Genomic DNA, 23791 nt, shown 5'->3' with positions numbered 1-23791 from the left:
TAGCCCCATGCGCCGACCCTGTGCAGAGTTATCCACAGACCGTGTCGAGCGGTCGGATGATCGACCTGACCCCCGGCTTCCGCTACGCCCGCGGGGCCGCCGTCGACGCCCGCGCCACCAGCTCCGCCGGCACCATGTAGCGCCCGTCCGCCGGCGACTCCTCCCGCCCCAGCGCCAGCCGCGCCGCCCGCGCCGCCGCTTCCTGCAGCGGCAGCCGCACCGTCGTCAGCGCCGGCGTCGCGTCCGCGCTGAACGGCAGGTCGTCGAAGCCCGCCACGGAGATGTCGCCGGGGACGTCGAGGCCCTTCTCGCGCAGCGCCGCGCAGATGCCCAGCGCCACCGCGTCGTTCGAGCCGACGATGGCCGTCAGGCCCGGCTCCCGGTCCAGCAGTTCGAGCGCGCCGTCGAAGCCGGACTTCCGGGAGTACGGGCCGTGCACCGTCAGCCGGCCGAGTTCGCCGGCGTCGCCGCCGAGGTCGTGGGCGGCGAGCGCGGCCCGGTGGCCTTCGAGGCGGTGCCGGGTGGTGGTGCGGTCGGCGGGGCCCGCGACGTAGCCGATGCGGCGGTGGCCGAGGGAGATCAGGTGCTCGGTGAGCCGGCGCCCGCCCTCGCGGTTGCCGAACTCGACGGCGACCGCGGAGCCCTCGGGCGCGGCGCTCGCCGGCCGGCCGAGGAGGACGACCTGCGTGCCGTTCGCCGCGAGCCGCCCCACCTTCGCCGCGCTGGCCGCGGCGTACTCGGGCGTCTCGACGGCGCTTCCGGTGATCACGACGGCGGCGGCGCGCTGGCGCAGCAGGAGTGTGAGGTAGGTCAGCTCGCGCTCCGGGGAGCCGCCGGTGTTGCAGACGACCGCCAGTTTCTCGCTGCCCAGCTCGGACTGCACGGCGCTGGCCATGATGCCGAAGAAGGGGTCGGCGACGTCGTTGACGAGGACGCCGACGAGGTCGGAGGTGGCGGCGGCGAGCGCGCTCGCGGGGCCGTTGATGACGTAGTCCAGCTCGTCCACGGCGGCGAGCACGCGCGCGCGGGTGGCCTCGGCCACCGGGTAGTTTCCGCTGAGCACCCGGGAGACGGTCGCGGCGGAGACGCGGGCGCGTGCCGCGACGTCCGCGAGGGTGACTGCCATCGCTCTGCCTCCCGTTGGGTACGACGTTCCGGCCCGGTGGCCGGAATCCCCCGGGGCCCGCGCGGGCCCCGGCCGGCGCCGGTCGCCGGTCCGAACTGTGAGCGGAAGTCTTGCACGTCGCGGCGCCCGCGTCGCGAGAGTGGCAGGAGTGTGCACGCCTTTGCCCGTACCCGGTCGGGCTCTTGCGCTGCAGGCCGGGCGGGGATAGCTTTCTCCCGGGGCAGAAAGCGCTTACTATGGGAGACCAGATGCCACGTAGGACGCTGCGTATCGCCATGAACGGCGTCACCGGCCGGATGGGGTATCGGCAGCACCTCGTCCGTTCGATTCTTGCCATTCGCGAGGAAGGCGGGCTGGATCTCGGCGGTGGCGACGTGCTGTGGCCCGAGCCGGTCCTGGTGGGTCGCAGGGAGCACGCGCTGGAGGACATCGCCCGCCGGCACGACCTGCCGGAGTACACCACCGACCTCGACGCCGTCCTCGCGGACGACTCCGTGGAGCTGTACTTCGACGCCCAGGTCACCTCCGCCCGCGAGGAAGCGGTGAAGAAGGCCGTCGCGGCCGGCAAGCACATCTATGTGGAGAAGCCGACCGCCACCTCCGCCTCCGCCGCCCTCGAACTCGCCCGGATGGCCCAGGACGCGGGCATCAAGCACGGCGTGGTGCAGGACAAGCTGTTCCTGCCGGGGCTGCTGAAGCTCAAGCGCCTCATCGACGGCGGCTTCTTCGGCCGCATCCTGTCGGTCCGCGGCGAGTTCGGCTACTGGGTCTTCGAGGGCGACTGGCAGCCGGCCCAGCGGCCCTCCTGGAACTACCGCGCGCAGGACGGCGGCGGGATGGTGCTGGACATGTTCCCGCACTGGGAGTACATCCTGCACGAGCTGTTCGGCCCCGTACGCAGCGTGCAGGCCCACGTCACCACGCACGTGCCGCGCCGCTGGGACGAGCACGGCGAGGCGTACGACGCGACCGCGGACGACGCGGCGTACGGCATCTTCGAACTCGCGGCGCCCGGCGGCCCCGTCGTGGCACAGATCAACTCCTCCTGGACGGTCCGCGTCCACCGCGACGAGCTGGTCGAGTTCCAGGTAGACGGCACCGAGGGCTCCGCCGTCGCGGGCCTGCGGGGCTGCCGCGTACAGCACCGGGCGGCCACGCCGAAGCCGGTGTGGAACCCGGACCTGCCGGTCTCGGAGAGCTTCCGCGACCAGTGGCAGGACGTGCCGGACAACGCCGGGCCCGTCGGGTTCGCCAACGGCTTCCGCGCCCAGTGGGAGCTGTTCCTGCGGCACCTGATGCGCGATGAGCCGTACCACTGGGACCTGCTCGCGGGCGCGCGCGGGGTGCAGCTCGCCGAGCTGGGCCTCAAGGCCGCCGCGGAGGGGCGGCGCGTCGAGGTGCCGGAGCTGGCCCGATGACGACGATCCGGCTGCCCAGGCCCGGGGGCGTGCTTGAGGCGTACGAACCGCGCGCGGAGCCCGCTCCGGCGCTCGCGACCGGCGGCCCGCGCCCCTCCTCCCGTACGGTCTTCGCCGCCGCGCACGTCGTCGCCGACCCGTACGCGGACTCCAGTCCCGGCGACCCGGACAGCCCTGCCGCGGTCGACTGGGACGCCACCCTCGCCTTCCGCCGCCACCTGTGGTCCCACGGTCTCGCCGTGGCCGAGGCCATGGACACCGCGCAGCGCGGCATGGGCCTCGACTGGACCCGCGCCGCCGAGCTGATGAGCCGCTCCGCCGCCGAGGCCAGGGCCCACGGCGGCCGCGTCGCCTGCGGCGCCGGCACCGACCAGCTCGCGCCCCAGGGCGCGACCCTCGCCGGTGTGCGCGCTGCCTACGAGGAGCAGCTCGCCCTCGTCGAGGACGCGGGTGCACAGGCGGTGCTCATGGCCTCCCGCGCGCTGGCGGCGTGCGCCCGCGGGCCCGAGGATTACGTGGAGACGTACGGCGCGCTGCTGCGGCAGGCGCGCGAGCCGGTGATCCTGCACTGGCTGGGCGACATGTTCGACCCGGCGCTCGCGGGGTACTGGGGCAGCTCCGAGCTCGACGCCGCCACCGGCACGTTCCTCGACGTCATCGCCCAGCACCCGGATAAGGTCGACGGCGTCAAGGTCTCCCTCCTCGACGCCTCGCGCGAGGTGGACCTGCGCCGCAGGCTGCCGCGCGGGGTGCGCTGCTACACGGGTGACGACTTCCACTACCCTGAGCTGATCGAGGGTGACGAGCACGGCTTCAGCCATGCCCTGCTGGGTGTCTTCGACCCGCTCGCCCCGCTGGCCGCCGAGGCGGTACGGGCCCTCGACACCGGCGACGCGGCCGGCTTCCGCAAGATCATGGACCCGACCGTGCCGCTGGCCCGCCACCTCTTCCAGGCCCCGACGCGCTTCTACAAGACGGGCGTGGTGTTCCTGGCCTGGCTCGGCGGCCACCAGAGCCACTTCACGATGGTCGGCGGGCAGCAGTCGGCCCGCTCCCTGCCGCACCTCGCGCGCGCCTACGAACAGGCCGACGCCCTCGGCCTGTTCCCCGACCCGCAGCTCGCGGCGCAGCGCATGACTTCCTTCCTCGCCGTCCACGGAGTCGCCCTGTGAGCACCGGACAGCCGGCCGGCGGGCCGGCCCGCCTCAGCCTCAACCAGGAGACCATCAGGCAGTGGTCGCTCCCCGAGCTCGCGGACGGCTGCACGGCGGCCGGGGTGCGCGGCGTGGGACTGTGGCGCGCGCCAGTCCAGGAGTTCGGGGTGGAGGCCGCGGCCAAGCTCTTCCGCGACGCCGGGCTGACGGTGACGAGCCTGTGCCGCGGCGGGTTCTTCACCACCGGCGACCCGGGGGAGCGGGCCACGGCCCTCGACGACAACCGCCGCGCCATCGACGAGGCCGCCACGCTGGGCACGGACACGCTCGTGCTCGTCTCCGGCGGCCTGCCGGCGGGCAGTCGCGATCTGCACGGCGCACGGGAGCGCATCGCGGATGCGCTGGGCGCCCTCGCGCCGTACGCGGCGGAGCGCGCCGTGCGGCTGGCGATCGAGCCGCTGCACCCGATGTACGCCGCCGACCGGTGCGTGGTCTCCACGCTGGCCCAGTCACTGGACCTGGCCGAGCGCTTCCCGGCGGACCGGGTGGGCGTGGTGGTGGACACGTACCACCTGTGGTGGGACGACACGGTCGCGGCGCAGATCACGCGCGCGGGGGAGTCCGGCCGGATCGCCGCCTTCCAGCTGGCGGACTGGGTGACGCCGCTGCCGGAGGGGGTGCTGCTGGGGCGGGGCCAACTGGGCGAAGGGAGCGTCGACCTGCGCTGGTTCCGGGAGCGGGTGGACGAGGCGGGGTACACGGGCTTCGTCGAGGTCGAGATCTTCAACCCGGGGCTGTGGGCGCGCGACGGCTCGGAGGTGCTGGCGGAGATCGTCGAACGGTACAAGCGGCTGGTCGTGCGCTGAGCGGCCGGCCGGTGCGCCGTTGACGGCGTGTCGTCGAGCCGCGGCGGCCGGTCCGGGCGGCGGCGGGTTCCGGGCCGCTCGTCGGGTACGGGCCGGTCCCGGCCGTGCCGTCAGGCGCGGTGGCGCCCGCCGCCGTAGGACTGCCCGCCGCCGAACAGCCGTGCCAGTGCGCCGAGCGTCCCGCCCGGCCTGCGGGTCGCCTGCTGCTCCTCCCTGAGCATCTCGGCCAGCCCGTCCGCCCCGACGTTGCGGCTCCGCGCGGCCCGGGAGACGGCGGCCATGGCGACCGGGGTGAGGATCTTCAGCGCCCGGGACACCTGCGCCATGGGGATGCCCGTGCGCTGCGAGACCGCGCGGGCCACGGGCATGCTCGTCCTGCCGACGATCGTCGCCAGCATCCCGCCGCCGAGGGCACTCCCGGCGAAGGTCCCGGCGCCCGCCGGCGCGGACGCCCCCTTCGCCGGGCGCGCGCCCGCTGCCGCGCCCGCGGGCGTCGCACCCTGAGCCTCGTCGAGAGCCTGCTCGACCTCGTGCGCTCCGTGCGGAGTGGCGGCCTCTTCGGCGAGCGAGCCGGTGAGGGCGGCGACCGTCTCGCCGACGACCCGTTTCGCGCCCCGGCTGCCGGTGCCCAGCTCGGTGGCCACCTGGTGCAACTGCTCCGTGCCGAGGTCGTCCAGGACGGATTTGTGTACCGGTCTGTCCCTCATGCCGGAAACGTTACGGCCGATCACCGATGTCGGCACGTCGGGTTACAGATCGATAAAGTGCCGAAGCCGTGCAACCCTTCGCCGTCGACCGGGGTCGTATAGGGCATCAGGCTTCCCGGGGGGAGTACCAGGGGGGTGGGGGAGCCTTCGGAGGGGGACACGCGAGGGGGCCCGGCCGCAGAGGCCGGGCCCCCTCGCTGCGCCCGTCACGGGTTGTCCACAACCGGCGAGTAGTCCACAGGCCGGTCCGCGATGTCGGGGCCCGGCGATAGCGTCTTTCCCATGACGCAACTGGCGGTGGTCGAGGGTGTCCTCGAGCGGATCACGTATGCCAACGAGGACAACGGGTACACGGTCGCCCGCGTCGACACCGGCCGCGGCGGCGGCGATCTCCTCACGGTCGTCGGCGCCCTCCTCGGCGCCCAGCCCGGCGAGTCGCTGCGCATGGAGGGCCGCTGGGGCTCCCACCCGCAGTACGGCAAACAGTTCACCGTGGAGAACTACCGAACGGTCCTCCCCGCCACCGTCCAGGGCATCCGCCGGTATCTCGGCTCCGGGCTGATCAAGGGCATCGGGCCCCGCATCGCCGAGCGCATCGTCGACCACTTCGGCGTCGACACCCTCGACGTCATCGAGGAGGATCCCGCCCGGCTCGTCGAGGTCCCCGGCCTCGGCCCCAAGCGGACGAAGCTGATCGGCGCCGCCTGGGAGGAGCAGAAGGCGATCAAGGAGGTCATGCTCTTCCTCCAGGGCGTCGGCGTCTCCACGTCCATCGCCGTGCGGATCTACAAGTCGTACGGGGACGCCTCCATCTCCGTGGTGAAGAACGAGCCCTACCGGCTGGCGGCCGACGTCTGGGGCATCGGCTTCCTCACCGCCGACCGGATCGCCCGCTCCGTCGGCATCCCGCACGACAGCCCGGAGCGGGTGAAGGCCGGCCTTCAGTACGCGCTGTCGCGCTCCTCCGACCAGGGCAACTGCTTCCTGCCCGAGCAGCAGCTCATCACCGAGGCGGTCAAGCTGCTCCAGGTCGACACGGGCCTGGTCATCGACTGCCTGGACGAGCTGGTGAAGGAGGAGGGCGTCGTCCGGGAGACGGTGCCCGGGCCGGCCGGGGAGGAGGCGGTGCAGGGGATCTACCTCGTGCCGTTCCACCGCGCGGAGGTCTCCCTGGCCGCCCAGTTGCTGCGCCTGCTGCGCACCGAGCGGGACCGGATGCCCGCCTTCCAGGACGTCGACTGGGACCGGGCGCTGAGCTGGCTCGGCGGTCGCACCGGCGCGGAGCTGGCGCCCGAGCAGGAGCAGGCGGTCCGGCTGGCGCTGACGGAGAAGGTCGCGGTGCTCACCGGCGGCCCGGGCTGCGGCAAGTCGTTCACGGTCCGCTCGATCGTGGAGCTGGCCCGGGCCAAGCGGGCGAAGGTGGTGATGGCGGCGCCCACGGGCCGCGCGGCCAAGCGGCTGGCGGAGCTGACCGGTGCCGAGGCGTCCACGGTCCACCGGCTGCTGGAGCTGAAGCCGGGCGGCGACGCCGCGTACGACAGGGACCGCCCGCTCGACGCCGACCTGGTCGTCGTCGACGAAGCCTCGATGCTCGACCTGCTGCTGGCGAACAAGCTGGCCAAGGCGGTGCCGCCGGGGGCGCACCTGCTGCTCGTCGGCGACGTCGACCAACTGCCGTCCGTCGGCGCCGGGGAGGTGCTGCGCGACCTGCTGGCCGAGGGCGGTCCGGTGCCCGCGGTCCGGCTGACCCGGATCTTCCGCCAGGCCCGGCAGTCCGGCGTGGTGACGAACGCGCACCGCATCAACTCCGGGGTCCAGCCCCTCACCCAGGGCCTCGCCGACTTCTTCCTCTTCGCCGAGGACGACACGGAGGCCGCCGGCCGGCTGACGGTGGATGTGGCGGCGCGTCGGGTTCCGGCCAGATTCGGCCTCGACCCGCGCCGCGATGTGCAGGTCCTCGCCCCCATGCACCGCGGCCCCGCGGGCGCCGGCGTGCTCAACGGGCTGCTCCAGGAGGCCGTCACCCCGGGCCGCCCCGGGCTGCCGGAGAAGCGCTTCGGCGGCCGTACGTTCCGCGTCGGCGACAAGGTCACGCAGATACGGAACAACTACGAGAAGGGGAGCAACGGGGTCTTCAACGGCACCGTCGGCGTCGTCACCGCCCTGGACGCCGACGAGCAGCGGCTGACGGTGCTCACGGACGAGGACGAGGAGGTGCCGTACGACTTCGACGAGCTGGACGAGCTGACGCACGCGTACGCCGTCACCATCCACCGTTCGCAGGGCAGCGAGTATCCGGCGGTGGTGATCCCCGTCACCACCGGTGCCTGGATGATGCTCCAACGGAACCTGCTGTACACGGCCGTCACCCGGGCCAAGAAGCTGGTCGTGCTGGTCGGCTCCCGCAAGGCCCTCGGCCAGGCGGTGCGGACCGTTTCCGCAGGCCGGCGTTGCACGGCGCTGGATCATCGGCTGCGTGGGCGAGTAGGTCTCCCATAACGCGCTCCGACAGGGCACGATGGTCCGTATGTGGCACGCAGTGCCGTATGTTGATCCGGCAGCCGACCCCGAGTGCACGGAAGAGCTCCGCATGGGGGAAGCTGGAGGGTAGTCAGGGCACCTCAAGCACACCTCAAAGAAGAGGCACGATACGTCGGGTGAGGACAGAGTGAGCGACAAATCTGCAGTACTTCGGTACGGCGACGGCGAGTACACCTTCCCGATCGTCGACAGCACCGTCGGTGACACCGGCGTCGACATCGGAAAGCTGCGCTCCCAGACCGGGCTGGTGACCCTGGACAGCGGCTACGGCAACACCGCGGCGTACAAGTCGGCCATCACCTATCTGGACGGCGAGCAGGGGATTCTGCGTTACCGCGGCTACCCCATCGAACAGCTCGCCGAGCGCAGCACGTTCCTGGAAGTCGCGTACCTGCTGATCAACGGTGAGCTGCCCAGCGTCGACGAGCTGTCGGTGTTCAAGGGCGAGATCACCCGCCACACCCTCCTGCACGAGGACGTCAAGCGCTTCTACGACGGCTTCCCGCGGGACGCACACCCGATGGCGATGCTGTCCTCCGTGGTCAGCGCGCTGTCGACCTTCTACCAGGACAGCCACAACCCGTTCGACGAGCAGCAGCGGCACCTGTCGACGATCCGGCTGCTGGCAAAGCTGCCGACGATCGCGGCGTACGCGTACAAGAAGTCCGTCGGCCATCCGGTGGTCTACCCGCGCAACGACCTCGGGTACGTCGAGAACTTCCTGCGCATGACCTTCTCGGTGCCCGCCGCCGAGTACGACCTGGACCCGGTCGTGGTCAGCGCGCTCGACAAGCTCCTGATTCTGCACGCCGACCACGAGCAGAACTGTTCGACCTCCACCGTGCGGCTGGTCGGCTCCTCGCAGGCCAACCTGTTCGCCTCCATCTCGGCGGGCATCAGCGCGCTGTGGGGGCCCCTGCACGGCGGCGCCAACCAGAGCGTGCTGGAGATGCTGGAGGGCATCCAGGTCACGGGCGGCGACGTCGACACCTTCATCCGCAAGGTGAAGAACAAGGAAGACGGCGTGAAGCTCATGGGCTTCGGGCACCGCGTCTACAAGAACTTCGACCCCCGGGCGAAGATCATCAAGGCGGCGGCGCACGATGTCCTCTCCGCGCTGGGCAAGTCCGACGAGCTGCTGGACATCGCCCTCAAGCTGGAGGAGCACGCGCTCGCCGACGACTACTTCGTCGAGCGCAAGCTGTACCCGAACGTCGACTTCTACACCGGCCTCATCTACCGCGCCATGGGCTTCCCGACCGAGATGTTCACGGTGCTCTTCGCCCTCGGGCGGCTGCCGGGCTGGGTCGCCCAGTGGCACGAGATGATCAAGGAGCCCGGCTCCCGGATCGGCCGTCCCCGGCAGATCTACACCGGTGAGGTGCTGCGGGACTTCGTCCCGGTCGAAGAGCGCTGAGCTGCCGGCCACCCGCACGCCGGCAACGACGCACAAGAACGCGAAGGCGCCCCGTCTGCGATCCCCCCACGGATCAGTCGACGGGGCGCTTCGCTCTCCCGGCCCCGGTAAGGGCCGGGCGCCTTCATGCCGCCGGGACGCCGCCGCGGGAGGGGCCGCTCAGTGGTCCTCGCACGTGCCGTCCCGGCCTCGTGCACGTCGACTCCGCCGGGTGTCGACGTCACCCGAATAGACACGCGAATGGCGCCGATGGTTACCCCCCGACTAGTGTGATCTAAGTCACTCATCCCGGGTCGCGCAACCGGCGGCTCACGCGCCGACGCCGCCCCCGTGGCGCATGGGGATGCGGGGGCGGCGTTCGCCGTGGACCGTACGGCTCAGGCCGTGCCGGTCAGTTCGTACCCGGCCTCGTCGACCGCGGCGCGCACCTTCTCCTCGTCGAGCGGGGCGGCGGAGGTGACGGTCACCTCGCCGGTGGCGGCCGCGGCCTTGACCGAGGAGACGCCGTCGATTTCGGAGATCTCGGCGCTCACGGCACCCTCGCAGTGGCCGCAGGTCATGCCGGTGACCTTGTAGACGGTGGTGACGGAGGTCTGAGTGCTCATGGGGGTCTCCCTTGTCGACGGTGGGCGCAGCCGTGTCCTGCTCCCTGCACTCGACAGTATACCCCCTAGGGGTATTTTACCTCCGCGCTGATCCCGCGGTCAGCCCGGCGGGGCTATGGCGTCGGTGCCGACGACCGGCGCGAGGTAGCCGAACAGGGCCCGCTTGATCTCCCCGCGGTACGGCTCCCGTTCGGCCTCCCCGGCGGTCATGAACAGCTCCAGACCCGCCTTGAAGATGCTGAACGACATGGCGGTGGTGCGGGCGATCTCGGTGTCCGAGAGCTCCGGGGCGCGCAGGGTGAGCATGCCCTCGACGGCGGCCACGATCGTCGTGTGCACCGCCTCGTGCTCCTCCGCGACCAGGCCCGGGGCGTCCGCGCTCTGCAGCAGCACCTCGAAGCCGGGGTTGGCGGCGCAGAAGTCGATCACCGGGTCGAGGGCGGCGTCGAGCATCGCGCCGAGCGGGAGTGCGGCGTTGGCGGGGGTGAACGCCTCGCTGTTCGCCTCCTGGAGTTCGTGGTTGTAGCGGCGGCCCAACTCGACCGCCACCGCCTCCTTGTTCGGGAAGAACTGGTACAGCGTGCCGGGAGAGACGCCGGCCTCGCGGGCGATGGCGTTCGTGGACGCGGCGGCGTATCCGCCGCGGGCGAACACGGCCGCGGCGGCGTCGAGCAACTGCTGTACGCGCCGCTCGCCGCGCGCCTGCCGGCGGCGGGGCGGCCGGTCGGCGGGGGTGTGTCCGCCGACGGCCGGTGCTGGATTCGACACGGCTATCCACAGCCTCCGGGTAGGAGTTGACAAACACGAGCGTCCGCTCGCATTCTGAGTGAACGCGAGCGCGGACTCGTATTCCGGCACGTGTCTCATTCTATTGCGCTGTGCAACGAGAGGGCGGGTCCGATGGCCGAGGGCACGAACGGGGGGACGGCCGGGGTGAGCCGCTGGACGCGGTTCGTCACGGCGCGGCCCAGGCTGTCGCTGCTGCTCGCGCTGGTCTTCACGGCGCTGGCCGTGGTGACCGGGAGCGGGGTGGCGGACCGCATGAGCGGCGGGGGGTGGCAGGATCCTGCGTCCGAGTCGGCGTACGCCGCGGACGCGCTGGACGCGCAGTTCCCCGGCGCCCGGCCGAACCTGCTGCTGCTCGTGGACAGCGGCCGGCCGGACGGGGTGGACGACCCCGCGGTCGTCGCCGAGGCGGAGCGGCTGGCCGGGCGGCTGGCGGCGGTGGATTCCGTCGAAGGGGTGACGTCGTACTGGGCGGCGGCCCGGACCGCCGGGCAGGCGGAGGCCGGCCCGGCCGGGGGCGCGGCAGGCGCGGACGAGGCGCGGGGCGCGGCGACCGCGGCCGCCGGACTGCGGTCCGAGGACGGCAGCGAGGCGCTGATCGCCGCGCGGATCACCGGGGACGAGACACGCAACAGCGAGGTCTTCGACGAGCTGGCACCGGACTTCCGCGGTGAGCACGGCCCGGTCGAGGTGCGCCTCGGCGGTCAGGCCGCGATCTACGACGAGTTGCAGGGCACCATCCAGGAGGACCTGCTGCGGGCCGAGATCATCGCCCTGCCCGTGACGCTCCTGCTGCTCATCGTGGTCTTCGGCAGCGCGGTCGCCGCGCTGCTGCCGCTGGCCGTGGGCGTCATCGCCATCCTGGGGACGAACGCGGTGCTGCGCGGCATCACCGAGTTCGCGGACGTGTCGGTCTTCGCGCAGAACCTGACCACGGCCCTCGGTCTCGGACTCGCCATTGACTATGCGCTGTTCATCGTCCGGCGCTACCGGGAGGAGCTGGCGGCGGGCGCGGATCCGCTCGGCGCGGTGGGCACCACGCTGCGGACCGCCGGCCGCACGGTGCTGTTCTCGGCGCTGACGGTCGCGGTGTCGCTCTCGGCGATGCTGCTCTTCCCGCAGTACTTCCTGCGCTCGTTCGCGTACGCCGGGATAGCAGTGGTGCTGCTGGCCGCGGTGGCGGCGCTGACGGTGCTGCCCGCCGCGCTGGTGCTGCTCGGCCCGCGGGTCAACGGCTGGCGCATTCTGCCCAAGCGGGGCGGCGGGGTGCCCGGCGGCGCCGAGAGCGGGCGCGGCTGGGCGCGGCTGGCCAAGGTCGTGATGCGCCGGGCGCCGGTCTTCGCCGTGCTCACGACCGGCGGGCTGATGCTGCTCGGACTGCCGTTCCTGGGAGTGCAGTTCGGTACGGCGGACGACCGGCAGCTCCCCGGGTCGGCCGAGTCCCACGTGGTGCAGGAGCACATCAGGGACGGCTTCCCCGGCACTCCCGGCGGGACGATCGAGATCTACGTCGAGGGCGACCCGGCCGCCGCGGAGCTGGCCGCGTACCAGGAGCGGATCGCCGCGCTGGACGGGGTGGAGCGGGTCGACGGCTCCGCGATGAACGCCGGCGCCGGCTATCTCACCGTGACCGCCGAGGGCGAGGCGGTGGAGGCGTCCAGCCAGGACCTGGTGCGCGACATCCGGGACCTGGGGCCGCCGTTCGAGGCGTCGGTCGCCGGCTCGGCCGCCGATCTGGTGGACGCCAAGGACTCCATCCAGTCCGTCCTGCCCTGGGCAGCCCTCATGATCGTGCTGGCCACGCTGATCCTGCTCTTCCTCCTCACCGGCAGCGTGCTCATACCGTTCGTGGCCGTCGTGCTCAACGCGCTGAGCCTCACCGCGATGTTCGGCGCCATCGTGTGGGTCTTCCAGGACGGCAACCTGTCCGGGGTGCTGAACTTCACCGCCACCGGCGACATCGAGACGACGCTGCCGGTGCTGATGTTCTGCGTCGCCTTCGGCCTGTCCATGGACTACGGCGTCTTCCTGCTCTCCCGCATCAAGGAGGAGTACGACCGCACCGGGGACCGGGACGGGGCCGTGGTCTTCGGGCTGCGGCGGACCGGCGGGCTCATCACCGCGGCCGCGGTGATCCTCGCGGTGGTGATGTTCGCGATAGGCACCTCCCGGGTCACCAACACCAAGATGCTGGGCATCGGCCTCGCGCTCGCGGTGCTGATGGACGCGATGGTGGTGCGCGGGCTGCTGGTGCCGGCGGTGCTGAAGCTGACCGGGGCCGCCACGTGGTGGGCGCCCGGGCCGCTGCGCCGGTTCCACGCGCGCGTCGAGCGCAGCGGATTCGGCGAAGGCGGGCCCCGGGCGGCCGGTCAGGAGGAGGAGCGGCCGGCGGACAAGTCCGACGACCTCACGCCTATCGGCGGGCGGTGACGCCCGCCGGCCAGGAGGGCCGGCCCGGCCGCGGGGCGGGGCGTCACCGGCGGCCGCGGCGGGTGCGGCTGCTGGGCCGCTGGGCGACCCAGGCGCGCACCGTGTCCGGGTACCAGTAGGGCTTGCCGTGCTCGACGACGTCGGGCGCCGGCAGCATCCCGTGCTTCCGGTACGACCGCACGGTCTCGGTCTGCACGCCGATGTGTGCCGCGATCTCCTTGTACGACCACAGACTGTCCGTCATCTCTGTACCTCCCGGCGGGGCGCCGGGGCAGCGCCCCTGGTGATCAGTGACCCTGTGCCCGCCGGGAGACACCTCCGACCCTCGCCGGCGGGTTGTCGAGCAGCTGTGGTGGGGAACCGACGTAACCGTGACATTGGTGACGAGACACGCACGCGGCGTGATCGACGCATGATTGACACGGCTCCTCGGCGGCGGTTAGACCGAAACCGTTGCTGGACGAAGGGATTGCCCATGAAGACCATCGGCCACTGGATCGGCGGCAAGGCAGTCGAGGGCGCGTCGGGACGGTCGGGGCCGGTCTACGACCCCGCCACCGGGGCGCAGGCCGCCGAGGTCGCGTTCGCCTCCGCCGCCGAGGTGGACGCCGCCGTCGCCGCCGCCCGCGAGGCGTTCGCGGAGTGGGGCGGGTCGTCGCTCGCGCGGCGCACCGCCGTGCTGTTCCGCTTCCGCGAACTGCTCGCCGCCCGCCGCGAGGACGTCGCCCGGCTGATCACCGCCGAGCACGGCAAGGTGCACTCCGACGCCCTCGGGGAGGTGGCCCGCGGGCTGGAGATCGTCGAGGTCGCCTGCGGCATTCCGCAGTTGCTCAAGGGCGAGCTGTCCACGCAGGTCTCCACCCGTATCGACGTCGCCTCGATCCGCCAGCCCGTCGGCGTGGTCGCGGGCATCACGCCGTTCAACTTCCCCGCGATGGTCCCGATGTGGATGTTCCCGCTGGCCATCGCCTGCGGCAACACCTTCGTGCTGAAGCCCAGCGAGAAGGACCCGTCGGCCTCCGGGCTGCTCGCGGAGCTGCTCGCCGAGGCGGGACTGCCGGAGGGGGTGTTCAACGTCGTCCACGGTGACAAGGAGGCCGTCGACCGGCTGCTGGAGCACCCCGACGTCGCCGCGCTCAGTTTCGTCGGCTCCACCCCGATCGCCCGGTACGTCTTCACCACCGGCACCTCCCACGGCAAGCGTGTCCAGGCGCTCGGCGGCGCGAAGAACCACATGCTGGTGCTCCCCGACGCCGATCTGGACGCGGCCGCGGACGCCGCGGTCTCGGCGGCGTACGGGTCGGCGGGAGAACGCTGCATGGCGGTCTCCGCGGTGGTCGCGGTCGGGGACACCGGCGACGAGCTGGTGACGAAGATCGCCGAGCGGGCGCGCAAGGTCCGTATCGGCCCCGGCGACGACCCCGACTCGGAGATGGGCCCGCTCATCACCCGCGAGCACCGCGACAAGGTCGCCGGCTATGTGCGGGGGGCCGCGGCGCAGGGCGCCGAGGTGGTCGTGGACGGCACGGGCTACACCGTTCCCGGCCGCGAGGGCGGCCACTGGATCGGGGTCAGCCTGCTGGACCGGGTGCCGGTGGAGTCCGACGCGTACCGGGACGAGATCTTCGGCCCGGTGCTGTGCGTGGTCCGGGCGGAGACGTATGAGGAGGGCGTGCGGCTCGTCAACGGCTCGCCGTGGGGCAACGGCACCGCCATCTTCACCCGTGACGGCGGCGCCGCGCGCCGCTTCCAGCTCGAGTCCACGGCCGGGATGGTCGGCGTGAACGTGCCGATCCCGGTGCCGGTGGGCTACCACTCCTTCGGCGGCTGGAAGGACTCCCTCTTCGGCGACCACCACATCTACGGCGAGGACGGCGTCCGCTTCTACACCCGGGCGAAGGTCGTCACGACCCGCTGGCCCGACCCCGCGGACGGCGGCGTCGACCTGGGCTTCCCGACGTCCCGCTGAGACGGGTGCCGCCGTTGGGGAGGCAGATCGTGCGGCCGGGGGGTACTTTGCGGGTAACGGTGCGACATGTCTGCGGCATCGGGATCCGGACGGTCCCGGTGTTCCGCACCGCCTCCACCATCAACCGTCGTGTGTGCGAGGAGCTGATGCCGTGTCACTGATGCCCCGGGCCGGGATCCGCGAGTCGACGGAGTAACGGCACCGAATCGCCCCCTCCTTCGTCACAGTCCCGATGAGGACGGCACGAGGGAGGGGCGCGATGAGACGCGTGGTGCTCACAGGACTGGCAGGAATGATGACGGTGCCGCTGCTGCTGACAGGCTGCAGCGGGGGCGGGGGCGATACGAGCGACAAGCAGGTGTCCCATGACCGGGCCGGCGGCGGGAGCGCACCGCTGCCGGCCCCCGCGGCGCCCTCCGCGGCCCCGGAGGGCGCGTACGACGCCGCCCCGGAGGCCGCGGGCAAGGAGCGGGCGGACTCCTTCGTACCCGAACCCGACATGGTCTCCACCTTCGCGCTCGACGTGGACACCGCCTCGTACAGCTACGCCCGCCGCACCATCGACAGCGGGGCGCTGCCGCAGCCGGACACCGTGCGCCACGAGGAGTTCATCAACAGCTTCAGCCAGGACTACCCCGCGCCCGAGGACGACGGCTTCTCCGTCACCACCGACGGCGCCCGCACGGCGGACGACCGCTGGTCGCTGATGCGCGTGGGGCTGGCGACCCGCCCGGAGAGCAACGAGTACGGCACGCAGCCGCGCCGGCCCGCCGCGCTGACCTTCGTCGTGGACGTCTCCGGCTCGATGGCGGAGCCCGGCCGGCTCAGCCTCGTACGGGAGGCTCTGCACACGGCGGTCGACGAGCTGCGCGACGACGACGCGCTGGCGCTCGTGGCGTTCAGCGACGAGGCCCGTACGGTGCTGCCGATGACGGCCGTCGGCGGGGCGGAGGACCGTATCCACGACGCGGTCGAGGAGTTGCAGCCCACCGAGAGCACCAATCTCGGGGCGGGCGTGGCCCGCGGCTACGACGAGGCGGTCGACGGCCACCGCAAGGGCGCCACCAACCGCGTCGTCCTGCTCTCCGACGCCCTCGCCAACACCGGCGCCACCGACGCGGAGACGATCCTCGACCGCATCGCCGCGGCCCGGGAGGACTACGGCATCACGCTCTTCGGCGTCGGCGTCGGCAGCGAGTACGGCGACGCGCTGATGGAGCGGCTGACCAACCAGGGCGACGGCCACACCGCCTACGTCTCCGGGACCACCGAGGCCCGCAAGGTCTTCGTCGAGGACCTGCCGCGCAACGTCGACCTGCGCGCCCGGGACGCCAAGGCGCAGGTCGTCTTCGACGCGGACGCCGTCTCCGACTACCGGCTGATCGGCTACGACAACCGTCGGGTCGCCGACGAGGACTTCCGCAACGACGCCGTCGACGGCGGCGAGGTCGGCCCCGGCCACACCGTCACCGCGCTCTACGCCGTCCGGCTCGCCGAGGGCGCCTCGGGCAGCGTCGCGACGGCCACCGTGCGCTGGCTCGACCCTGACACCCGCGCCCCGCACGAAGAGTCCAGCACCGTCGACGCGGGCGCCCTGACCGGCGACCTGTGGGGCGCGGCCCCGCCCCGGCTGCAGCTCACCGCGCTCGCCGCCTACTTCGCCGACGCCCTGCGCGGCGGCTCCGGCGCCGGCACCACCCCGACCCCCACCCCCGAGCCGTACGCGGACGGCAAGGAGGGCGCCGGTACCACGGGCGCCGGGTACCTGCCGCTGCCCGGGGCGCCCACGGTCGACGAACTCGCCGGTCACGCTGAGGACCTGGCCGCCGAGACCGAGGACCCGGCCGTGGGCGACCTCGCCGAGACCGTCCGGCAGGCGGTCGAGCTGACGGGCTGAGGCACAGGCTCCGCGGACGCGCCGGGCGGCCGACGGACCGGCTCCCCGGACGAGGCGGCAGGCGGACGGACCGGGCTCCGCGGACGAGGCGGCAGGCGGACGCGCCGGCCGGGCCGGGGCGGCGGGAAGCGGGTTCCCGCCGCCCCCGCCGCGTACGGGCCGCGCTTTCCCGCCCGAACCCCCGTGACGTACTCTTGGCGCCACATTTCCGGGACCCGGCAGCGACCGCGGTGTCCCGTCTCCAGGATCCGGCAACCGGGAGCGGTGGTGGCGCGAACGCGCGTGGCGGGGTCACTCCCCGAGATCCTCGTCGGCTACGCGGACCTGCTGGCCGACGTGTCCGCCACCGGCCGGCTGCTGCGCCGCCCCGAGCTGGACGCGCTGCGCGAGCTGGGCGAGCAGGCCGCCGAGTCAGGACGCAGCCTGCGTGAGCTGGTCGCGGGACACCTCGCCGAGACCCGCCGCACCTGGGCCGCCCTGCCCGGCGTGGCCAGGGCCGCGAGCGCCGCCGAGCGCGCCCGCAGCAGCGACGCCGTGCTGGCCGCCGTCGAGGCGGCCGTCACCGCGCTCGGCGAGGGCCACGAGCGCGCCCAGCGGCTCGCGGTCCGGCAGGAGGAGGCCGAGCGCCGCGAGTTCGTCGACGACCTCCTCTACGGCCGCAGCGACCTCGGCCGCCTCGCCGAGCGCGCGGAGCGCTTCGGGCTCCGCCTGGCCCGCGCCCACGCCGTCGCGGTCGCCGCAGGTGACGAGCCCTTCGCCGACGTGCACCCCCTGGTGCGGCGCATCGAGCGGGAGCTGCTGGGCCGCTTCGTCGAGCGCGACGTGCTGCTGACCACCAAGGAGGGCCGGCTCGTCTGCGTCGCCGGCAGCAGCGAGCGCGCCCTGCTCGACGCCTTCGCCAAGGTGGCCCTGGAGCCGGGCAGCGGCTACGCCGTCGCCACCCGCGTCGCCATGGGCCGCGAGCACGCGGGCCCCGGCGGGGTCGTACGCAGCTACGAGGAGGCGCTCGGCGCGCTCGACATGGCCGCCGCGCTCGGCCTCACGCAGCCGGTGCTGCATGCCGCCGAGCTGCTGGTCTTCCCGGTGCTGCTGCGCGACCGGGCCGCTATGGCCGATCTGGTACGGACCGTCCTCGGCCCGCTGACGCAGGCCCGCGGCGGCGCGGAGCCGCTGCTCGCCACGCTGCAGACGTGCGCCGCCGCCGGCTACGTCAACGCCGAGGCCGCCCGGCGGCTGGGCGTGAGCGTGCGGACGCTGTCGTACCGGCTGGACCGGATATGTACCCTCACCGGCTACGACGTGGCGGACTCCCTGCACCGCTACACCCTGGAGACCGCCGCCATGGGCGCCCGGCTCCTCGGCTGGCCGGAGGAGCCGGTCTAGCCATGCGCCGCGGCGAGCCCGCGGCCCTCCCACCAGGCCCCCACCGCCGCTCCCGCCCGCCTACCCGCCCCTGCGCGCCGCGTCCGGAACCGGACGCACCCGGCTTGCGTTCTCCCCCGTAGGTGGCCCACTCTTCTCCCTGCCGCCCGTCCCAGATGTCTGGAGTCCCGAACCCATGAACACGCTCGCGCTCGGACCCGGATGGCTGGATCCCGACTTCCTGATCGACAAGTTCGGCGTGCTCGGCGTGCTCGTGATCGTCTTCGCCGAGTCCGGGCTCCTCATCGGGTTCTTCCTGCCGGGCGACTCGCTGCTCTTCACCACGGGCCTGCTGATCACCTCGGACGTGCTCGACTTCCCGCTGTGGCTGATGTGCGTGCTCATCGCCGTCGCGGCCATCGCCGGCGACCAGGTCGGCTATCTCTTCGGCCGCAAGGTCGGCCCGGCCCTCTTCAACCGCCCGGACTCCAAGCTCTTCAAACAGGAGAACGTGCAGAAGGCGCACGAGTTCTTCGAGAAACACGGCCCGAAGTCACTGGTCCTCGCCCGCTTCGTGCCCATCGTGCGCACCTTCACCCCGATCATCGCCGGCGTCAGCCGGATGAACTACCGGCAGTTCGTCGTCTTCAACGTCATCGGCGGCATCCTCTGGGGCGTCGGCGTCACCCTTCTGGGCGCCGCCCTGGGCCGGATCGACTTCGTGCACGAGAACATCGAGGCGATCCTCATCGGCATCGTGCTGCTGTCGGTGCTGCCGATCGTCGTCGAGTACCTGCGCGCCCGCAGCCGCGCCAAGAAGGCGCCCCCGGCGGCCCCTTCCGCGGACGAGCCGGAGGGCCACCCGGCCACCCCCGCCGCCGACGGCGGCGACGGCGGCCCGCAGCGCGGGCGGCACGCACGGCGTTAGGGTCGCGTCAAAACATCGGCGCCGTCCTGGACAAAAGTGCACTTCGCATCCCAGAGCGGTATTTCGGATCACTTACGATCGCCCCGTGCCCAAGCTGACCGAACTGCCGAAGCGCATACTGATCGGCCGCGCGCTTCGCAGCGACCGGCTCGGCGAGACGCTGCTCCCCAAGCGCGTCGCGCTCCCGGTCTTCGCCTCCGACCCGCTCTCCTCGGTCGCGTACGCCCCGGGCGAGGTGCTGATCGTCCTGTCGATCGCCGGCGTCGGCGCGTACTCGTACAGCCCCTGGATCACCGCGGCCATCGTCGTGCTGATGGTCGTCGTCGTCGCCTCGTACCGCAAGACGGTGCACGCCTACCCCAGCGGCGGCGGCGACTACGAGGTCGCCACCACCAACCTCGGCCGCCGCGCCGGCCAGGTGGTGGCCAGCGCGCTCCTCGTCGACTACGTGCTCACCGTCGCGGTGTCGGTCTCCGCGGGCGTGGAGAACCTCGGCTCGGCCTGGGGGTTCGTCGCGGACAACAAGGTGCTCTGCGCGCTGATCGTCATCGGCCTGCTGACCACCATGAACCTGCGCGGCGTGAAGGAGTCGGGGACGCTCTTCGCCATCCCCACCTACGTCTTCGTCGGCAGCGTCCTTATCATGATCGCCTGGGGCGTCTTCCGCGCCCTCGTCCTCGACGACACGATGCGCGCCCCCACCGCCGACCTGGAGGTCCACAGCGAGCACGCGGGCGGCCTCGCCGGCTTCGCGCTGGTCTTCCTGCTGCTACGGGCCTTCTCCTCCGGCTGCGCCGCGCTGACCGGCGTCGAGGCGATCAGCAACGGCGTGCCCGCCTTCCGTAAGCCCAAGAGCCGCAACGCGGCGACGACGCTGGCGATGATGGGCCTGCTGGCGATCGTCATGTTCGTCGGGATCATCATCCTCGCGCTCCACACCGACGTGCGGATGGCCGAGCGGCCCGCCGAGGAACTGCTGCGGAACGGCGAGGCGGTCGGCTCCGGCTTTATCCAGAACCCGGTGATCGCACAGGTCGGCGCGGCGGTCTTCGGCGACGGCTCGCTGCCGTTCGTCATCCTGGCGGCGGCCACGGCGCTCGTGCTGTTCCTGGCCGCCAACACCGCGTACAACGGCTTCCCCGTGCTCGGCTCGATCCTCGCCCACGACCGCTTCCTGCCGCGCCAGTTGCACACCCGCGGCGACCGGCTGGCGTTCAGCAACGGCATCCTCTTCGTCGCCCTGCTCTCCGGCGCCCTCGTCTACGCGTTCAAGGCCGACTCCACCCGGCTGATCCAGCTCTACATCGTCGGCGTCTTCGTCTCCTTCACCTTCAGCCAGACCGGTATGGTGCGGCACTGGAACCGCGCGCTGACCGCCGAGCACCGGCCCGACGAGCGCCGCCGCATCCTGCGGTCGCGGGCGATGAACGGCTTCGGCGCGGTGTTCTGCGCGCTGGTGCTGGTGGTCGTCCTGATCACGAAGTTCAGCCACGGCGCGTGGATCGCGCTGGCCGGTATGCTCTTCTTCTACGTGGTCATGGCCGCCATCCGCCGCCACTACGACCGGGTCGCGCAGGAGGTCGCGGTCGCCGAGGGCGAGGAGGACGACGCGATGCCGCGTCCCGGGCACATGCACTCGATCGTGCTCGTCTCCCAGTTGCACCGCCCGACGATGCGCGCCCTGGCGTACGCGAAGCTCGTACGTTCCGACAAGCTGGAGGCGCTGACCATCGGGGTCGACGCCGAGGAGACCAGGCAGCTCCAGCAGCAGTGGGTGGACAGCGAGCTGGACGTGCCGCTCACCGTGATCGAGTCGCCGTACCGCGAGATCACCAGGCCGCTGATCGCGTACGTCAAGCGGCTGCGCCAGGAGAAGCCGGACACGGTGATCAGCGTCTACATCCCGGAGTACGTCGTCGGGCACTGGTACGAGCACCTGCTGCACAACCAGAGCGCGCTGCGGCTGAAGGCGCGGCTGCTGTTCACGCCGGGCGTGATGGTGACGTCGGTGCCGTACCAGCTCGGTTCCAGCGAGCGCGCCAAGCGGCGGGCGCGGCGCAGCGCGGAGTGGCAGGCACCGGGTGCGGTACGGGGTCCGGCGCCGGCGGCGGCGCGGAAGCGGCGGGAGCCTTCGGGGCGGGAGTCGGCGGACCGGTAGCCGGGGCGGCGGCCTTCCGTCCGCCTCGGGCTCGGGCGCTGTCCGGCCGGGCCGGACCTGTTGTCCCGCCGTCCGGCGTGCTCAGAAGCCGCCGAAGCCCCCGTCCCCGAACCCCCCGCCGCCGAAGCCCCCGTCCCCGAAGTGGCCACCGCCGAAGCCGCCGCCGAAGTCGCCGGGGTCGAAGTCGGCGCCGGCGGGGCCCTCCGCGTGACCGCCCTCGCCCATGCCGTCCGCCGCCGCCCAGCCGCCCGCGGCGTACACCGCCTGCCCCAGCATCGTGCCCACGAGCAGCCCCGGGAGGAGGCCGCCGCCGAAGTAGCCGCCCGCCCAGGGGGCGTACGCCGGGCCGGCGTTCCAGTACGGCTGCGGGCCGCGGGCGGTGTGGACCGTGCGGACCATCGGCTCCTCGCCGGCGGCCAGCAGGTTCGCGTCCGCCGTGCACGCGGGTACGGTGCGTGCCGCGGAGCCCGGCGGAGTCCACTTCACGTCGGCGGTCGAAGGGCCGTGGCGGGGGTCGAAGAAGCACGGCGGGCGGCGCTCGGGGAGTGCGGCGCCGGTGCGGCGGGCCTCCAGGGTCGCCAGCGCGAACCGCCCCTCCTCGAGTGCCTCCGTCACACCGCGTACGTCGCCGGGGGCGCCGGCCGCGTCCATCCGGGACTTGGCCTTCTCGTACGCGTCGAGCGCCTTCTGGTAGTCCGCGCGCATCGCGTCGTCGGCGGCCGGATCGGCGGGGTCGAAGGCGATACGGGCCATCGCCTCGCCGTACGCGGTGATGTCCTCGTCGACGACGGTGCGCAGCCGCGCCAGCTCCGTCCTGGCGCGCTCCGCGTCCCGCAGCCTGGCGCGCTGCCGGACGAAGAGGACGGCGCCGACGAGCAGCAGGAGCACGACGCCGACCGTGAGGGCTCCGGTACCGCCGATGCCCGTGCTGTCGCGCCAGCCGGAGGGGGCGCTGCCGCCGGCCTGCCCGGCGGCGTCGTCGGCGAAGGTGACGAGCTGGCCGGTGGCGTCGCCGGGGTGGGCGCCGACGGCGGCGCGGCGGAGGTTGTCGACGGCGCGGGCGGAGAGCACGCGATCGTCGGCGGCGGCGCCGAAGCCGGCGCCGAGGCGGACGGCGTAGACGCCGGCGATGCCGGTACGGGAGCGGAGGTTCGGCAGCACGTCGCGCGCGGCGACGCCCGAGTCCGCGGGGAGCACGGCGACGAAGACGGGGCTGTCCTCGTCCTTGATCCGCGCGGCGAGCGCGTTGGCCTGATCGACGGACATCTGGCCCCGGACGTCGGGATGCACGTACACGGGCCGGTCGCGCAGTGCCTTGGCGGCGTCGCCGACGGGGTCCTGGGCGTGCGCGGTGGATGCCGTGAGGAGTGCGGCGAGCAGGGCGAGGAGCGGGGCCAGGAACCGGTGCATACCTGACATTCTTCTCGCGGGATGGGTGGGCGCCACCCGGGTCGCGGCTGTTGCCGCGGTGTCAGAGGGGGCGCCTACCCTGGGGCGGGGTGTGCGGGGGACGCGGGGTGGGGGTCGGCGCGGTGGTGGGGGCTGCGGTTTCGGGCCGCCGTTACGTGCCCACCGTCACCGCGCCGTCCAGGTCGCACGCCTGGAGCCGGCCGCACATCCCGTACCGCGACTCCGCCCCCGTCCGCTGCACCGACGCCGACCGCAGGTGGGCGCCGTCCGTGCGGAGCGCGGTCAGGTGCGCGTCCGTCGCCGCCGCGGCGGCGGCCGGCCCCCGTTCCCAGCGCTCGCGCCAGTTGTCCAGGTGTGGCCGGACCAGCTCCACCGCCCGCGCGTGGAACGCCTCCAGAGGCGCCGGATCGCCCGCCCGCGCGGCCCCGGCCAGTTCGGCGAAGCCGGCCAGCGCCAGATCGCGGCGCGCCTGCGCGGACTTCTCCGGCTCCGCCGGGTCGAGCGCGGCGGCCCGGGCGTAGGCGGCGTCGTCGTACAGGACGTCGGACGGGAAGGGGAAGACGGCGTCGCCGGCCTCGGGCAGACCGGCGTTCTGCATGAGGACGAGGATGTCGAGCCGGCCGTCGGCGTTGACGAGCCGGTGGATGGTGCCCGGCGTGAACCAGACGACGGCGTCCTCGACGAGCTCGGTCTCGGCGTACCCGGAGGCGGTCAGGGTCTGCACGGCGCCGTGGCCGCCGAGGACGACGTACGCCTCGGTGCAGGCGAGGTGCAGATGCGGGGTGCCGCCGCGGAGGCCGTCGGGGGCCTGCCAGTCGTAGACGCGGAGCCGGGAGACGCTGACGCCGCCGGGGAGGGGCGGAAGTGCGGGATCGGCCATGGCACCAGCATGACGCAAGCGCTTTCTACGGGCCAGACCCCCGAGCCGTCCGATCTGCCGCCCGGCCGCGCCGCGCCACGGGGGGCGGGTCTGCGGGCGCTGTGCCGGCGGGCGGTTCTGTCGGTGGGGCGGCCTAC

At 72.9% G+C, this 23791-nt stretch carries 18 protein-coding genes; 11 read left to right on the top strand and 7 right to left on the bottom strand.

Annotation, left to right across the window (positions count from 1 at the left end; genetic code table 11):
• Positions 1-82: 82 nt before the first annotated feature.
• Positions 83-1126, bottom strand: coding sequence for a LacI family DNA-binding transcriptional regulator (locus FB457_RS13600; RefSeq protein ID WP_145782040.1), 1044 nt, complete (start codon positions 1124-1126; stop codon positions 83-85).
• Between the two features lie 248 nt (positions 1127-1374).
• Here FB457_RS13600 and FB457_RS13595 point away from each other — a divergent pair, with 248 nt between their 5' ends.
• Genes FB457_RS13595 through FB457_RS13585 form a run of 3 tightly spaced genes read left to right on the top strand, consistent with a single transcriptional unit; the run spans position 1375 to position 4564 of the window.
• Positions 1375-2544, top strand: a complete 1170-nt coding sequence (locus tag FB457_RS13595) for a Gfo/Idh/MocA family protein (RefSeq protein ID WP_047019928.1) — start codon at positions 1375-1377, stop codon at positions 2542-2544.
• Positions 2541-3716: a dihydrodipicolinate synthase family protein gene (locus FB457_RS13590; protein ID WP_145782038.1), complete on the top strand. Its 1176-nt coding sequence runs from the start codon at positions 2541-2543 to the stop codon at positions 3714-3716. The genes FB457_RS13595 and FB457_RS13590 overlap by 4 nt, the downstream gene beginning before the upstream one ends.
• Complete coding sequence (locus tag FB457_RS13585; RefSeq protein ID WP_047015884.1) at positions 3713-4564, top strand: sugar phosphate isomerase/epimerase family protein; 852 nt, start codon at positions 3713-3715, stop codon at positions 4562-4564. Before FB457_RS13590 ends, FB457_RS13585 begins: the two co-directional genes overlap by 4 nt.
• Positions 4565-4674: 110 nt before the next feature.
• Here FB457_RS13585 and FB457_RS13580 read toward each other — a convergent pair whose 3' ends face one another.
• Complete coding sequence (locus tag FB457_RS13580) at positions 4675-5271, bottom strand: DUF937 domain-containing protein (RefSeq protein WP_145782036.1); 597 nt, start codon at positions 5269-5271, stop codon at positions 4675-4677.
• A gap of 282 nt (positions 5272-5553) precedes the next feature.
• Between FB457_RS13580 and recD2 the strand changes: the two genes are divergently transcribed.
• Together recD2 and FB457_RS13570 are read left to right on the top strand one after the other, a co-directional pair.
• Positions 5554-7770, top strand: a complete 2217-nt coding sequence (gene recD2, locus FB457_RS13575) for an SF1B family DNA helicase RecD2 (protein ID WP_047015883.1) — start codon at positions 5554-5556, stop codon at positions 7768-7770.
• Between the two features lie 169 nt (positions 7771-7939).
• On the top strand, positions 7940-9229 hold the full coding sequence (locus FB457_RS13570) for a citrate synthase (protein ID WP_047015882.1): 1290 nt from the start codon (positions 7940-7942) through the stop codon (positions 9227-9229).
• Positions 9230-9606: 377 nt separating this feature from the next.
• On the opposite strand, the gene FB457_RS13565 is transcribed toward FB457_RS13570, so the two are convergent.
• Together FB457_RS13565 and FB457_RS13560 are read right to left on the bottom strand one after the other, a co-directional pair.
• Positions 9607-9834 (bottom strand): cation transporter, encoded by a 228-nt coding sequence (locus tag FB457_RS13565; protein ID WP_145782034.1) that lies wholly within the window; start codon positions 9832-9834, stop codon positions 9607-9609.
• Positions 9835-9933: 99 nt separating this feature from the next.
• Positions 9934-10602 carry a TetR family transcriptional regulator gene (locus FB457_RS13560; RefSeq protein WP_145782031.1) on the bottom strand — a complete coding sequence of 223 codons (669 nt, stop codon included), beginning with the start codon at positions 10600-10602 and terminating at the stop codon, positions 9934-9936.
• 132 nt (positions 10603-10734) lie between these two features.
• Here FB457_RS13560 and FB457_RS13555 point away from each other — a divergent pair, with 132 nt between their 5' ends.
• On the top strand, positions 10735-13050 hold the full coding sequence (locus FB457_RS13555) for an MMPL family transporter (RefSeq protein ID WP_145782029.1): 2316 nt from the start codon (positions 10735-10737) through the stop codon (positions 13048-13050).
• A 43-nt stretch (positions 13051-13093) separates the two neighbouring features.
• On the opposite strand, the gene FB457_RS13550 is transcribed toward FB457_RS13555, so the two are convergent.
• Positions 13094-13294 (bottom strand): helix-turn-helix transcriptional regulator, encoded by a 201-nt coding sequence (locus tag FB457_RS13550; protein ID WP_047015878.1) that lies wholly within the window; start codon positions 13292-13294, stop codon positions 13094-13096.
• A gap of 231 nt (positions 13295-13525) precedes the next feature.
• Between FB457_RS13550 and FB457_RS13545 the strand changes: the two genes are divergently transcribed.
• The 5 genes from FB457_RS13545 (at position 13526) to FB457_RS13525 (ending at position 21364) form a co-directional block, all read left to right on the top strand.
• Positions 13526-15019 carry a CoA-acylating methylmalonate-semialdehyde dehydrogenase gene (locus tag FB457_RS13545; protein ID WP_047015877.1) on the top strand — a complete coding sequence of 498 codons (1494 nt, stop codon included), beginning with the start codon at positions 13526-13528 and terminating at the stop codon, positions 15017-15019.
• A gap of 295 nt (positions 15020-15314) precedes the next feature.
• The gene (locus tag FB457_RS13540) at positions 15315-16916 is read left to right on the top strand and encodes a vWA domain-containing protein (protein WP_047019926.1); all 1602 of its coding nucleotides are present in this window, start codon (positions 15315-15317) and stop codon (positions 16914-16916) included.
• 264 nt (positions 16917-17180) lie between these two features.
• A complete protein-coding gene (locus FB457_RS13535; protein ID WP_047015876.1) occupies positions 17181-18299 on the top strand; it encodes a PucR family transcriptional regulator in 1119 nt (372 codons plus the stop codon).
• Between the two features lie 175 nt (positions 18300-18474).
• Positions 18475-19206, top strand: coding sequence for a DedA family protein (locus tag FB457_RS13530; RefSeq protein WP_047015875.1), 732 nt, complete (start codon positions 18475-18477; stop codon positions 19204-19206).
• 85 nt (positions 19207-19291) lie between these two features.
• Positions 19292-21364 (top strand): APC family permease, encoded by a 2073-nt coding sequence (locus FB457_RS13525; protein ID WP_145782027.1) that lies wholly within the window; start codon positions 19292-19294, stop codon positions 21362-21364.
• A gap of 81 nt (positions 21365-21445) precedes the next feature.
• On the opposite strand, the gene FB457_RS13520 is transcribed toward FB457_RS13525, so the two are convergent.
• A complete protein-coding gene (locus FB457_RS13520) occupies positions 21446-22774 on the bottom strand; it encodes a hypothetical protein (protein ID WP_047015873.1) in 1329 nt (442 codons plus the stop codon).
• A gap of 151 nt (positions 22775-22925) precedes the next feature.
• Entirely contained in the window at positions 22926-23654 is a 729-nt protein-coding gene (locus FB457_RS13515) for a cupin (protein ID WP_145782025.1), read from the bottom strand.
• Positions 23655-23791 lie beyond the last annotated feature (137 nt).

Source organism: Streptomyces sp. CNZ287 (assembly GCF_007827615.1).
The sequence above is the reverse complement of the archived record's forward strand: the minus strand, read 5'-3'. Positions and strand labels throughout refer to the sequence as shown.